The sequence below is a fragment of the Ruegeria sp. C10 genome (genome assembly GCF_056537805.1).
Map to the genome: position 1 here is coordinate 83614 of NZ_JBQFSC010000002.1, position 12753 is coordinate 96366.

A 12753-nucleotide genomic window follows, 5' to 3' on the forward strand; every position below is an offset into this window, starting at 1 on the left:
GAGAGTTTGACATGAGCCTGCAGTCCAAAGCCGCGCCGGTTCGGTTCGAGTCCGTGACAAAGATGTTTGGCAAGGATGTCGTTGCCGTTGACAACATTAACCTGCATGTCGAAGCCGGAAAGCTGGTCACGCTGTTGGGCCCGTCGGGCTGCGGCAAGACGACGACGTTGAGGATGATCGCGGGGCTCGAAATGGCCACCTCGGGAAAGATTACCATCGGGGATCGCGATGTGACCAAACTGCCCGCGACGGACCGCGACGTATCCATGGTGTTCCAGTCCTACGCGCTGTTTCCTCATATGAGCGTGCTTGAGAACGTGATGTATGGCCTCACGTTCTCGGGCTTTGCTAAAGACGAGGCCCGCCGCCGCGCGTTGGACGGTTTAGAGCTGGTTGGCCTGAAAGGTTTTGACGGCCGCCTCCCGTCAGAACTGTCTGGTGGCCAACAGCAGCGCGTCGCTGTAGCGCGGGCTTTAGTGTTGGAACCACAGGTGCTGTTGTTTGATGAACCGCTTTCGAACCTCGACGCGAAATTACGCCGCCAGGTGCGTGAGGACATCCGGGCCATTCAGCAAGACCTTGGCCTGACCGTCGTCTACGTGACACACGATCAGGAAGAGGCTCTGGCAGTATCGGACGAAATCGTCGTGATGCGGAATGCCGCGATTGCCCAGATTGGCACGCCTCGCCAGCTTTATGACGCCCCAAATGATCGCTTCGTTGCGGATTTTATTGGTGAGGCCAATCTGCTTGCCTGCCAGATCATCTCGGTCGACGGCGACATGGCCACCATCGAGATCGAAGGCTACCGCCATACCTTGGCATCCCGTGGCTTGACCGAAGGGCCTGCGACCGTCGCCATCCGGCCTTCTCGACTTGTGATCGGGGCCGCGCAAGGAGTTGCAGCGACCGTCTCCAAAGCCACCTATGTGGGTGTCCGAATGGAGTACACTCTGACCGGTGCGTTCGGACAGGTCTTTGCAGTCCATGACGATGTCGATGCGCCGCTAGAGCCGGGTACAGAAGTACAGATGGCCTTCGCCGAGAAAGGTCCGGTGCTTTTGCCCGAATAGATGCCCTGTCTTCTAATCATCACGCACCCCGAGGTCATCATTGACCCGAACATCCCCATTCAGGACTGGGGGCTTAGCGCGGAAGGCCGCCGCCGCGCTGCGGCCTTCGCAACCAGCGGAATTTTTGCAGAAGTTACCCACCTATGGGCCAGCACCGAGCAAAAGGCCCGCGAGACGGCCGACATCCTGGCCGCGCCCCGAAGCCTGCGGATAAAACAAGATGCCGCACTTGGCGAGAATGATCGAAGCGCCACCGGTTTTCTGCCGCGTGACCGGTTCGAAGCTGCCGCTGACGCATTCTTTGCCGACCCCAACACCAGTTTTCGCGGCTGGGAAACTGCCGTTGCCGCCCAGCGGCGTATAAACCAAGCAGTAACTTCAATTATCGAAACGCATGATGGCAGTGACCTCGCCATCGTTACCCATGGGGCCGTCGGGACCCTTCTGTGGTGCTCCTTGTCGGGCCGCCCCATTGATCGGAGGTATGATCAGCCCGGGCAAGGCCATTATTGGCAAGCCGATCTAACGGACCTTAAACCGCTGAGCGGATGGCGCTCAATCGACTAGATTGTCAGGCCTGCCACGCGTTCTCCGAGATTTCACACAAAGTATCAAACACATCCGGAGTACCAGCGATCACCCGACCGCCGTTGCGGATCATTACACCTGCGTCCTGATCTTCGACCACGCCGCCTGCTTCCGCGATCATCAATTGACCAGCCAGACAATCCCAGGCGTTCATATGTTCTTCGACATAGCCAAGCAGCCGGCCCGCTGCGACATAGGCCAATGACAGCGCGCCACTGGCGTTTCTGTGAAACATGGCCCCACGCTCGATCAGGTTCGCGACGATTGGAACAATGTTACGGTTATCCACCCGGTTTGAATAACCGACTGCCACCGTTCCTTGATGCAGCGCGACACCCGAAGCGACCCGCATTGGCGCATTATTCAGTGTTGCCCCGCCTCCGCGCGAGGCTACGAAGGTCTCATTGATATTTGGGTCATGGATTACACCGATCTCGGTATTTTCCTCAGCGACGCCCGCCAGAACGATGGTCCAGGCCGGAATGCCATTGACGAAATTCGTGGTGCCATCGATTGGATCGATCACCCAGTCAAATCCGCTTGAACCTTGTGTTTCACCATGCTCTTCGCCAAATATGCCATCGTTGGGCCAAGCCTCGGCGATCCTCTGGCGGATGAAGGTTTCGACATTCCGGTCTGCCTCGCTGACCCAATCCTGTGCGCCTTTTTGATCGACGATCAAACCGCCCCGGTCGGAGAAATATCTGAAGGCGATTGTGCCAGCTTCCTTGCAGATCGCGATCGCGAAGTCTTTGCGTTCTTTGAGGTAATCCATTGGGAATCCAAATCATATCTGTTGTTGGCCAAAACTGTGCAGGCTTGGTGATGGAATGGCAAATACCAAATGCTGGTGAACTCGGTCCGGGGCAGCCATTGACAGGCGTGCCTTCAACCGCATTTCGCGTCTTCAAAACGGGGCGCGCAGGTTTCGTGCTAAACACGATGCTGTAAGAATACGTCGCCGGGAACGATTTTGGCATTGAAGAAAATGGTAGCCCGTAGGGGAATCGAACCCCTCTTTCCAGGTTGAAAACCTGGCGTCCTAACCGATAGACGAACGGGCCATTTAGACCAGACAAGCACAAGTGGTAGCCCGTAGGGGAATCGAACCCCTCTTTCCAGGTTGAAAACCTGGCGTCCTAACCGATAGACGAACGGGCCACGCTGGCTTGTGGAGGGCCTTTTACGGTTTACCTTCCCCCCCCGCAAGACGAAAAACGCAAGGCTGTGAAACTTTTTTGGCCGTTCCTGAGCGGCGTTGAAACGGTAGTCAGACAGCTTCTGCCGCGTCTTCCAGCCGCAGCTGCACGCTCTGTCGTCCGCCCCAGGTATTCACCTCAAGCCGACCCGCGAAATGGAACCGCGCGCCGCCGTGATTAGACAGGCGATCCCCCAACGGGCCGTCGAACGCGCCAAAGGCGATGGCATCCAGTCCGCCAGACATTCCATCCGAAAGTGACAGCTTCAAATGTGTTTCGCCCACGCGTTTAGCAAAGCGCACTTGCAGATCAGGCAGCGCATAGCGCGGGGCAGGGGCACCGGCCCCGAAAGGACCCGCTTTCTCTACCTGTTCGATCAGATCGACTGTCGCGGCCCCGGGCATCAGCGCCCCGTCCAGTTTCAAGTCGGCGGGACCGCCTTGGCCTGCACCCTGCTTGGCCAGAAGCTCGGACAGGCGCGACATTGCAGGCTCCAACTGATCACGCATCACCGTGAGACCGGCCGCCATCTTGTGGCCGCCACCCTTGACCAGCAGCCCTTCGGCAGCCAGTCGCTGGATCGACGCGCCCAGATCAACGCCCGAGATCGACCTGCCTGAACCTTTGCCCTCATCCCCGTCGAACCCGATCACGATAGCGGGCCGGTTTGCCGACTCTTTCAGCCGCGATGCAACGATACCTACCACGCCGGGATGCCAACCGTCGCCTGCGGCCCAGACCAGCGGCCCATCCAACCCACGGTCCTCGGCTTGCGCCAAAGCCGCCGCGCGGACCGCGTTTTCGATCTCGCGCCGTTCCGAATTCAGGGCATCCAGCCGCTCGGATAAGGCTTCGGCCTCAGTGATCGAGTCCGTGCTCAGCAGCCGCGCGCCAAGATCAGCTTGACCAATGCGACCGCCTGCATTGACGCGCGGCCCCAGAAGAAACCCCAGATGATAGCTATTGGGCGCGGTATCCATGCGCGCCACGTCTGACAACGCGACCAAACCAGGCCTTTGCCTTTGGGTCATCACTTTCAGGCCCTGTCGAACCAGCGCCCGGTTGGCGTCGATCAACGGCGCAACGTCCGCGACCGTGGCCAGCGCCACCAGATCGAGCATTGCCATCAGATCCGGCCCCTTGGCCCCGGCCTCACGCAACTGACGACCCGCCTCGACCAGCATCAGGAACACCACCGCAGCAGCGCAGAGATAGCCTAGATCGCCGCTTTCGTCCTGTCGGTTCGGGTTCACCACGGCGACGCAATCCGGCAGGGTTTCTGCACCCAAATGGTGATCCAAAACGATCACATCCGCACCCTTCGCCGCCGCGATAGGTTCGTGGCTCAGCGTTCCGCAATCCACGCAGATGATCAGGTCATGGCTAGCCGCAAGCGCCTGCATTGCAGGCACATTTGGCCCATAGCCTTCATCAATCCGGTCAGGCACATAAAGCGTCGCGGCAAGCCCCATCTGGCGCAGCCACACCAACAACAACGCAGCCGAACTGCCCCCGTCCACATCATAGTCAGCAAACACTGCGATCTTTTGGCGCTTGCTCACAGCCTGTAGAAACCGGGCCGCAGCGACTTCCATATCTTTCATCGATTGCGGGTCGGGCAGCAGTTCCTTCAACTTAGGTTCCAGGAAACCGGCGGCCTCCATCACCGGAACACCACGCCGTGCCAAAACCTGACAGACGGCGCGAGGCAGATCTGTCTGCTGCGCCATCATTTCTGCTGACCGCTCGACCTCAATCCCCGGTCCGATCCAGCGTCGCCCCGTCAGAGATTGCTCTACGCCTAGAAATGCCACATCTCACCTCATGCACTAAGGCCGGACCCCTGCGGATCCGGCCTCTTGGTCTTTTATGAATACTCTTGCTGAAGGCGCTGGCGCAAGCCGCTATGCTTCGTTGTGTGGCCACATCGGCGTGCGGTAGGACATCCGCCGCACCGAGCCCGTTTTTGATCGCATGAGCAGCGTCGTTGTTTCAACCCAACCCGGTTCCCGCTTGATGCGCGGCAGCAGTGAACCTCCGGTGACCCCAGTAGCAGCAAAGATTACATCCGCCGTTACCATCTCGTCGCGCGCATAAACACGGTCCAGATCGGTGATGCCCGCCTTGGCCGCCCGGCCACGTTCGTCGTCATTACGGAACAACAGGCGGCCAAAGATCTGACCGCCCATGCATTTCAGCGCGGCTGCGGCAAGCACACCCTCGGGCGCACCACCTTGACCCATATACATGTCGATGCCGGTCACTTCGCTTTCGGCGCAATGCATCACACCTGCGACGTCGCCATCTGTGATCAGGCGGATCGACGCACCGGTATCGCGGACTTCAGCAATCATCGCTTCGTGGCGAGGACGCTCCAATATGCATACGGTAATATCCGCAGGCTCACAGCCTTTGGCCTTGGCCAGCGCTTCAACTCGCTCGCGCGGGCTCATGTCCAAGCTTACGACACCTTCGGGAAAGCCCGGACCAATGGCCAGTTTGTCCATGTATACGTCCGGAGCGTGTAGCATTGAGCCGCGCGGGCCCATGGCAATGACAGTCAGCGCGTTGGGCATATCCTTGGCGGTCAGGGTTGTGCCTTCAAGCGGGTCCAGCGCAATGTCTACGCCCGGGCCGTTACCAGTGCCAACCTCTTCGCCGATATAGAGCATTGGCGCTTCATCACGCTCGCCCTCACCAATGACAACGACACCCTCAATGTCCAGAAGGTTCAGTTGTTCACGCATAGCGTTGACGGCAGCCTGATCGGCAGCTTTCTCATCACCCCGGCCAACCAGAGAGGCGGACGCCAGCGCGGCCTGTTCTGCCACCCGTGCAAGGCCCAGAGACAGCAGGCGGTCGTTGAAATCGATCTTGGCAGCGTTCATCTTCGAATATCCTTTGGTCAGCTAAGGCGTTTTATCCGGCATAGCCTGCGCGCAGCATAGGCCGCAAGGGGTCAGACTTGTTCGATACGCAGGGCGACGGGTTCTCCGGCCACCACATCGGTGGCGCGCAGGCCATCCAGTGCATGGTCCAGCGTTGCCCGCGTGGTTTTGTGGGTCACGATCAGCACGGGCGCTGTGCTTTCTGTGTGCCCATACTGCCGCATCCGGTCGATCGAGACGCCAGCATCGCCCAGAATCGCCGCGACCTTTGCCAGAGCGCCGGGCTTGTCCAGAAGACCGAGCCGCAGATAGTAGGGTGCAGGTAAGCCAGTAACGGCGGAGGCTGCGTCTTGCAGGGTCGTCGCGGGGCGGCCAAATGTCGGTATATGCAAGCCTCGCGCCAGATCGCAAACGTCGCCCATCACCGCGCTGGCAGTGGGACCTTCACCGGCACCGGGGCCGCGCAGAACGATTTGTTCAACTGCGTCCCCATCCAGCACAACCATGTTTGTTCCGCCTTCCAACTGACCTAGCGGAGAATTACTTGGCACTAGACAGGGTTGCATCCGCTGTTCCAGTCCGCGCGCCGTTCGCTGTGCTACACCCAACAGCTTGATGCGATACCCCATGTCGTGGGCCTGATGGATGTCATCGAGGCTAATATGCTGAATGCCCTCGATCTCAATCCCGTCGAAATTCGGCTTGGTGCCAAAGGCAATCGAAGACAGCAGCGCGAGTTTGTGCGCCGCGTCGATGCCGCCAACATCCAGATTCGGATCGGCTTCGAGATAGCCAAGCTGCGCGCATTCCTCGAACAGGGCGTTATAGCCCAACTCCTGCGATTGCATCCGGGTCAGAATATAGTTGCAGGTACCGTTCATGACGCCCATGACACGCGTGATCTCGTTACCCGCCAGTCCTTCGGTCAGAGATTTGATTACCGGAATACCACCCGCGACAGCCGCTTCGAAGCGAATTACACGCCCTGCGGCTTCGGCCAATTCCGCCAGTTCCTGCCCATGAATCGCCAGCAGTGCCTTGTTTGCGGTGACGACATCCTTGCCACTGTTCAGCGCCGCCTCGACCGAAGCTTTCGCGGCGCCGTTCTCGCCGCCCATCAGTTCGACAAAAACATCGATGTCTTCGCGTTTGGCCAATGCAACGGGATCGGTTTCCCATGCATAATCCGAGAGGTTTACGCCACGGTCCTTGCTGGCATCACGGGCCGAAACTGCGGTGATCTCGATGCGACGCCCGGTGCGGGCGTGCAACAAATCGGCATGACGACGCACAATTTTGACCACACCCACGCCAACGGTTCCCAATCCGGCAATTCCAAGCCTCAGCGCCTGTGTCATTCCCTTGGGTCCTTTCTGCTCGCAATACCGCCCGCGATGGCGAAGTGTCCTTTGCGGGCTGCCTTAGCGGGTTCGAGGCAGGGGTGCAATCCGTCTAATCTTTTGGAGCTAGTGGCGTGGCCGAAATCCTAGTTAATCTCGGCATTCTGCAGCGCTTCGGCCTTTTCCGCCAACGCTTCACTGCGTGCTGTCAGGTCTTCTTCTACCTCTTCCGCTTCGCTGATTGGATCGGTCGGAGGGCCGAGGGCGGGATCTAAAGCAATAAGCTTGGGGTAGGGTGCCTTGCGCAATGCGGCGGTTTCGCTGCCTTCCAACTCAGGGATATTTGCGCAGCCGGCGGTGGCCAGCACAAAGAGAATGGGCAGCAAAAGCTTCATCGCAGTCCTTCGGGTCGCAGCGTGTATCCCGTGATGCACGTTTTGTCGGAATGGTTCAAGCGGGGTTCTATCTGAACGTCTGTTCAGATACGATCGAAGCATGGCGCGTACACAAGGTTCTCATTCCGATATCACCGGCCCCCGTATTCGCGAGGCCGCACTGGGGCTGTTTGCCCGTCATGGCTATGCTGCGGTTTCAATGCGGCAGATCGCAGGCGAGGTGGGGGTGCAGGCTGGGGCACTCTATAATTACACGCCCGACAAGCAGAGCCTGCTGTTTCGGCTGATGCGCGATCACATGCAGGATCTGATGGCCGCCTATGACGATCTCGACCGGTTTGATAATCCACAAGATGCGTTGCGTCAGTTTGTCGGGTTCCACATCCGTTTTCACCTGCAGCGTCCCGACGAGGTGTTCATCGCTTACATGGAGCTGCGCAATCTGAACCCCGAAAATTTTGCCGAAATCGAGGCCCTGCGCCGCCGTTACGAGGACTCGTTAGAGCATATTCTGCGTAACGGGCAGCAATCGGGTCAATTTTCGGTCTCCGATACCAAGATCGCCACATTAGCGGTGATTGCCATGCTGAATGGTGTGATCACTTGGTATCGCAGCGGTGGCCGCCTGTCGCTGGATGAGGTCGAGCAGGTGTACTGGGACATGGTCCGCAAAGCGGTTACCGCCTGACCAGCCCTTAGTGGGCCGGGCGGATGAACGTTCCGTTCCGCAACTCCCGAAACGCTTGCTGTAATTCTGCCTGCGTATTCATCACGATCGGGCCATGCCACGCCACGGGTTCATCGATCGGAGCGCCCGAAATCAAAAGAAACCGTACACCCTCGGGCCCGGCCTGAACCGTGATTTCGTCTCCGGTCCCGAACCGAACCAACGTCCTGTCTCCTGACATGTCGCGGATGTTGACCTCTTGCCCGGCAACTTCTTTTTCCAAAAGAACACCGGTTGGCCGAGACGCATCCGCAAAGGCAGCGCTGCCTTCAAAGATATAGGCGAAGGCCCGGCGGTATGTGTCGATCGGAATGGTTTTTTTCACCCCTGCCGGTATGCTGATATCCAGGTATTGCGGATCGGCAGCGATACCGTCCACTGGGCCCGTACGTCCCCAGAATGTACCGACAATCACACGGACCTTTGTCCCATCATCATCGATGATTTCTGGAATATCAGTGCTTTGAACGTCCTGATAGCGCGGGGTGGCCATTTTCTGATCTGATGGCAGATTGCCCCACAGCTGGAACCCATGCATCTGACCGCTGGCCGACCCCTTGGGCATTTCCTGATGCAGGATACCTGACCCGGCGGTCATCCACTGGACATCTCCGGCACCCAGCGTGCCGCTATTGCCCAGCGAGTCGCTGTGTTCGACTGTACCGGACAGGACATAAGTGATCGTTTCGATGCCCCGATGCGGATGCCACGGAAAACCGGCCATATAGTCCAAAGGGTTGTCATTCCGGAAATCATCAAACAGCAGGAACGGGTCCAGTTCCGACGGGTCCTGAAACCCAAACGCCCGGTGCAATTTGACGCCCGCGCCTTCCATTGTCGGGACCGCCTTGCGGAATTCCAAAGTTGGTCTGAGTGACATAAAAGCCTCCTGATCCTTTGACCGGAACTTATGCGTCGGCCTGAGGCAGTCAATTTGCGCAGGAACACTGAAGCTGTGCGAAGATGCTCAGACAGGTGACGCGGTGCTGTCCTTTGCTTATCAAAGCGGTTAAAGCGGGCGGACAATCAGGAGAACAACATGCAAGAAGAAGTGCTGGCCACGGTCGCGGCCTCGGCACCGCGGCGCTGGACTGGGGTAGGGATGCTGGTCACGGTCGGGGCGTTGGTCATTTACGTCGCGTTGGCATCGCCGCCTGAGTTAGGCTGGCAGGTCTTCTTACTGGTTTCCGGGGCAGCTGCGTTCTGGTTAGCCCGTCGCATGTGGTACGCGACCGAAGACAGGATCGAGCTGACCCAATCCCAATTGCGCACAGGCTCAGGGCAGGTGATCTGCAATATCGAGGATGTCGAAGGCGTAGACCGGGGCGTGTTCGCATTTAAGCCATCAAATGGCTTCTTGGTAATCACTCATGCACGAAGCTCAAACCAGTGGGCGCCCGGTCTTTGGTGGCGTGTCGGACGAAGGATTGGCATAGGCGGCATGACAGCCGCCGCCGAGACCAAATACATGTCGGAAATGCTGTCGGCGATGCTTGCTGAAAAGAGTTAGACACCCAAGCAAGCAGGGTCGGTATTGACGATCTGGTCGAAAACACGCGGGTGTGTGAAGACCAGATTATCCATTTCAAAGTCAGCAAATTTGAATGCCATCTGGAATGGCGCTTTATATGTATTGTTGGTTTCGACCAGGATCATTGAGCCGTTATCAGGCATTACCGGAAGCCGTTGTTTGATTTTCACGATCTCTGCGTCGGTCCATTTCTGATATCCAGTGCCCCGCACGCAGGACCATAGAACATCGTGGAGATCGTTATCACCATCATAGGTCAGATAGGTCACACGCATCGAGACCGGTGCTCTGGTATCAACCATGTTTTCCAGAAGGTCGTACATAGTGTTGATATACGCGGCGTTAACATCTTCAGCTTCGCGTGAGAGTACATCCGCAACTGCGTAGGCTCCTTTGATGTTGATCGCGCTTTGGCGATAGCTGTCATAATAGGTGTATGACGCAAACATTGACCAGAACAGCAGCGGCAATATCAGCATTGCCTCGACCGATAAGGCGCCGTCTTCTCGTTTGAGAAAGCGGTTCAGCAGTGCCTTGGGAAGGTTGCGATTTTCTTTGTTAGTTCGAGGCATCGGCCACATCCACTGTTGTGTCAGATGAATCGTCAGGATCAGCTGATGAACCACCAAATGGTTCATGAACAAATACGGTCGTCGCCTGCAATTCCCATTGGCCGTCGTTGTCCTGCTTCGCAATACCGCTCAGCATCGAAAGCCCAAAAACAGGCGAAACCTCAAGACAGGCGCGGATAATCATAAGCTCATTTGAAGTCCCTTGTTCAAAAACAACTTCGTCCGGCTTACGAATTGTCTCCGGAGTGTCGACGCAATAGGGGGTTGGATCCAACTGATTGCCGACCCGCGGATCAATAGACTTCATCTCGAGCGCAAGGTTTTCCGAGCAATTGGTTATCAGCGCTTCGTCACAGATCATTTTCTTCAGCAGCGCGTGATCCCATTCATCTTCCCCTTCAGGAAGGCGATTAAGCCGGACTTCCCGAATTGTCATATCCAGAGATCGTTCAAGATCGGCATGGTGGAAGGACTGCAATCCCAGATCCATGCCTGAATAAGCGACATACAGGAAGAATGGAAACCAGAAGATAAACTCGATAGACGAGTTTCCATCCTCATTCTTTCGAAATCTCCGAAGCCGATTCCGCAGTGTCTTTGTCATTGGGTCAGCCTCAGGTTTTGAATGGAGGTGCTGATTGAATCGAAGACGCGTTCAATCTGATTGCCGGTCGCTTCATAGTAACGGGCAGGTTTGATCGCGCAGTCTTTCAGCATCTGCTTAACACCGTAGGGTGCCTCAAAAGCGATCGAGAAGATGATGACATTATCTTCTTCAGCTTCTTCGCAGAGATCTACAACATTTGGATTTTTGGTCGAAGGACCAATTTCGGTCGTAGAGTCAGCTGCAAATTCTTCGCCGCGATCCCAGCCATAAGCGTGACGCAACATATTCCGAATTGCGTATTTTTCAGTATGCGCCCAGACATCAGGCCATTCCAGTTCTACCGGATCGGAATCTGTTGAAAGCCCTTCGGAGTCTTCGCGTGTTTGCGATCGATCCATCGAATAGCAGGTGCCGTTGTAGTAATCCGTACAGCGGTAGCGCATATAAGTCCCATTGCCATGGGCATGATCTTGGTATTTGTCGCGGGTCCAGCGCCTGTACGAACTGTCCCGCACAGTTGTGGCGACATTAGGCCAAGCCCAGCGGTCATACTCTTCATCGTAGATAGAATACGTTTCGGCATCTTCATTCCAATAGATGTCCGAGGGGCCGTCATTATAAGGCGGATTCACTTTGTGCTGATAAGTGTTTTCGCCATCCGTCATCAGCACCAGAACCTTGAGGGTGTCCGTGGTCTTGTTAGGGGCTGGCCGAATTGCGAACGAGTCCGGAATTTCTGAACTGTCTGCAATCTGAGCGATCAGCGGTTGGATACTATCGTCAAGCAAAGTTAGACCCCACTTGAGGCCCACATCGATCGAAGTCCAGCCGCTTGCCACAAGATTCTGGATCTGACCTTTCAGAATGTCAGGATCATTCTGGATTACCGTCATCTCTCGCCGATCTGTGGTGGTTTCAAGACGGCACGTATTGCTGGTTACCAACGTGTCGCTGAACCTTTTGTCGCTGGAGCCATTATCCTTGAAATGAAGAGTTTGCGGGACATAATCCCCTTTTGTGATGATGTTTCCTTCGTCGTCCACGATGTCGTAATAGTTGAAATCGGTCGTTGTGTAGTCCGAAGCCTGGAAATCGATGCAATTGGCCCTTTCGTTAGCCCCGATCGTGTTCAAAGCATTCATAAGGTAGTCAGGCACCGACACCTGTTCCGAGTAGGGCACGATTGAGATCGACAATCTACCATCTTCAGATTTCAGGATCATCTCATCGATAAAGTCCTCAGCGGCACTTTTGAGGTTGGTCAGCTTTGTCCCGCGCATCGAACCCGAGACGTCCAGAACCAATGAAATTTCGACGTTACCAATCGATTCTTCGGCGATGCTGGTGGCGGTTGTATCAATGTAATCGACGCCACTCCATTTCATGAAGTGTGTCTCAATGCTCATGTCGGCGCTGGCTTCGACTTTCCGCTTTCCTTCAAGTTCTGCAACCTGAGTCACGGTTCCGTCGTCGTTTGTCGTGCATGTCTCGGGCTCGACCTTGATATTTTTGATGATATTCGTATCGAAACCTTCTTTGCGAATGTAATCATTCACCACGACCCGTGGGCAAAGCTCTTGGTCCAGGTCAGCTGCGGCAAGGACCGCGCGGTCCAGTGCGTATTGTAGCCTTACCCTTTCGCGATCATACCGCATGACGTCGACCGCGAACCCGGCCACGGTGAAGACTATCACGATCAGGAAAAGGGCAAGGATCGTCATCGTGCCTTCTGTCGAAGAAACAAAGTGCCGCAAGTGCCGCGAACAACTGTTTTCGCGGCAGAGACGGTTGAATTGGGCCTTCAAATCAAACTTGCGCATAATTGGTTCCTCG

At 56.5% G+C, this 12753-nt stretch carries 13 protein-coding genes and 2 tRNA genes; 4 read left to right on the forward strand and 11 right to left on the reverse strand.

Features of this window, described 5'->3' with window-relative positions:
• Positions 1–11: 11 nt before the first annotated feature.
• Positions 12–1073 carry an ABC transporter ATP-binding protein gene (locus ACR0DE_RS08760; protein WP_170511858.1) on the forward strand — a complete coding sequence of 354 codons (1062 nt, stop codon included), beginning with the start codon at positions 12–14 and terminating at the stop codon, positions 1071–1073.
• Complete coding sequence (locus ACR0DE_RS08765; protein WP_170663743.1) at positions 1074–1640, forward strand: histidine phosphatase family protein; 567 nt, start codon at positions 1074–1076, stop codon at positions 1638–1640.
• Between the two features lie 4 nt (positions 1641–1644).
• On the opposite strand, the gene ACR0DE_RS08770 is transcribed toward ACR0DE_RS08765, so the two are convergent.
• From ACR0DE_RS08770 to ACR0DE_RS08800, 7 genes are all read right to left on the reverse strand, one after another.
• Positions 1645–2436 carry an inositol monophosphatase family protein gene (locus tag ACR0DE_RS08770; RefSeq protein ID WP_480561316.1) on the reverse strand — a complete coding sequence of 264 codons (792 nt, stop codon included), beginning with the start codon at positions 2434–2436 and terminating at the stop codon, positions 1645–1647.
• Between the two features lie 214 nt (positions 2437–2650).
• Positions 2651–2725 (reverse strand) — tRNA-Glu (locus tag ACR0DE_RS08775).
• A 22-nt stretch (positions 2726–2747) separates the two neighbouring features.
• Positions 2748–2822: transfer RNA gene (locus ACR0DE_RS08780), tRNA-Glu, on the reverse strand.
• Positions 2823–2931: 109 nt separating this feature from the next.
• A complete protein-coding gene (recJ, locus tag ACR0DE_RS08785; protein WP_480735793.1) occupies positions 2932–4674 on the reverse strand; it encodes a single-stranded-DNA-specific exonuclease RecJ in 1743 nt (580 codons plus the stop codon).
• Positions 4675–4764: 90 nt separating this feature from the next.
• Positions 4765–5748, reverse strand: coding sequence for a class II fructose-bisphosphatase (gene glpX, locus ACR0DE_RS08790; RefSeq protein ID WP_170422349.1), 984 nt, complete (start codon positions 5746–5748; stop codon positions 4765–4767).
• A gap of 71 nt (positions 5749–5819) precedes the next feature.
• Entirely contained in the window at positions 5820–7106 is a 1287-nt protein-coding gene (locus tag ACR0DE_RS08795; RefSeq protein ID WP_480752689.1) for a homoserine dehydrogenase, read from the reverse strand.
• A gap of 128 nt (positions 7107–7234) precedes the next feature.
• Positions 7235–7483 carry a hypothetical protein gene (locus ACR0DE_RS08800; RefSeq protein ID WP_170396262.1) on the reverse strand — a complete coding sequence of 83 codons (249 nt, stop codon included), beginning with the start codon at positions 7481–7483 and terminating at the stop codon, positions 7235–7237.
• A gap of 100 nt (positions 7484–7583) precedes the next feature.
• On the opposite strand from ACR0DE_RS08800, the gene ACR0DE_RS08805 reads away from it, so the two are divergent.
• Positions 7584–8171, forward strand: coding sequence for a TetR/AcrR family transcriptional regulator (locus tag ACR0DE_RS08805; RefSeq protein WP_170512799.1), 588 nt, complete (start codon positions 7584–7586; stop codon positions 8169–8171).
• Between the two features lie 7 nt (positions 8172–8178).
• Here the strand turns inward: ACR0DE_RS08805 and ACR0DE_RS08810 are convergent, their stop codons facing one another.
• Positions 8179–9090, reverse strand: a complete 912-nt coding sequence (locus ACR0DE_RS08810) for a pirin family protein (RefSeq protein ID WP_480752691.1) — start codon at positions 9088–9090, stop codon at positions 8179–8181.
• Between the two features lie 159 nt (positions 9091–9249).
• Between ACR0DE_RS08810 and ACR0DE_RS08815 the strand changes: the two genes are divergently transcribed.
• The gene (locus ACR0DE_RS08815; RefSeq protein WP_170565779.1) at positions 9250–9720 is read left to right on the forward strand and encodes a hypothetical protein; all 471 of its coding nucleotides are present in this window, start codon (positions 9250–9252) and stop codon (positions 9718–9720) included.
• Here the strand turns inward: ACR0DE_RS08815 and ACR0DE_RS08820 are convergent.
• Genes ACR0DE_RS08820 through ACR0DE_RS08830 form a run of 3 tightly spaced genes read right to left on the reverse strand, consistent with a single transcriptional unit; the run spans position 9717 to position 12641 of the window.
• Positions 9717–10313, reverse strand: coding sequence for a TadE/TadG family type IV pilus assembly protein (locus ACR0DE_RS08820; protein WP_170422339.1), 597 nt, complete (start codon positions 10311–10313; stop codon positions 9717–9719). The genes ACR0DE_RS08815 and ACR0DE_RS08820 overlap by 4 nt on opposite strands.
• Positions 10300–10917, reverse strand: coding sequence for a TadE/TadG family type IV pilus assembly protein (locus ACR0DE_RS08825; RefSeq protein ID WP_170396272.1), 618 nt, complete (start codon positions 10915–10917; stop codon positions 10300–10302). Before ACR0DE_RS08825 ends, ACR0DE_RS08820 begins: the two co-directional genes overlap by 14 nt.
• Positions 10914–12641 carry a pilus assembly protein TadG-related protein gene (locus tag ACR0DE_RS08830; RefSeq protein WP_255612046.1) on the reverse strand — a complete coding sequence of 576 codons (1728 nt, stop codon included), beginning with the start codon at positions 12639–12641 and terminating at the stop codon, positions 10914–10916. The genes ACR0DE_RS08825 and ACR0DE_RS08830 overlap by 4 nt, the downstream gene beginning before the upstream one ends.
• Positions 12642–12753 lie beyond the last annotated feature (112 nt).

Coding starts and splice junctions, on each gene's coding strand:
- ACR0DE_RS08830 (WP_255612046.1), bottom strand. CDS start 12,641: ATGACGATCCTTGCCCTTTTCCTGATCGTGATAGTCTTCACCGTGGCC.
- ACR0DE_RS08815 (WP_170565779.1), top strand. CDS start 9,250: ATGCAAGAAGAAGTGCTGGCCACGGTCGCGGCCTCGGCACCGCGGCGC.
- ACR0DE_RS08760 (WP_170511858.1), top strand. CDS start 12: ATGAGCCTGCAGTCCAAAGCCGCGCCGGTTCGGTTCGAGTCCGTGACA.
- ACR0DE_RS08795 (WP_480752689.1), bottom strand. CDS start 7,106: ATGACACAGGCGCTGAGGCTTGGAATTGCCGGATTGGGAACCGTTGGC.
- ACR0DE_RS08800 (WP_170396262.1), bottom strand. CDS start 7,483: ATGAAGCTTTTGCTGCCCATTCTCTTTGTGCTGGCCACCGCCGGCTGC.
- ACR0DE_RS08825 (WP_170396272.1), bottom strand. CDS start 10,917: ATGACAAAGACACTGCGGAATCGGCTTCGGAGATTTCGAAAGAATGAG.
- ACR0DE_RS08805 (WP_170512799.1), top strand. CDS start 7,584: ATGGCGCGTACACAAGGTTCTCATTCCGATATCACCGGCCCCCGTATT.
- ACR0DE_RS08765 (WP_170663743.1), top strand. CDS start 1,074: ATGCCCTGTCTTCTAATCATCACGCACCCCGAGGTCATCATTGACCCG.
- ACR0DE_RS08810 (WP_480752691.1), bottom strand. CDS start 9,090: ATGTCACTCAGACCAACTTTGGAATTCCGCAAGGCGGTCCCGACAATG.
- ACR0DE_RS08820 (WP_170422339.1), bottom strand. CDS start 10,313: ATGCCTCGAACTAACAAAGAAAATCGCAACCTTCCCAAGGCACTGCTG.
- glpX (WP_170422349.1), bottom strand. CDS start 5,748: ATGAACGCTGCCAAGATCGATTTCAACGACCGCCTGCTGTCTCTGGGC.
- ACR0DE_RS08770 (WP_480561316.1), bottom strand. CDS start 2,436: ATGGATTACCTCAAAGAACGCAAAGACTTCGCGATCGCGATCTGCAAG.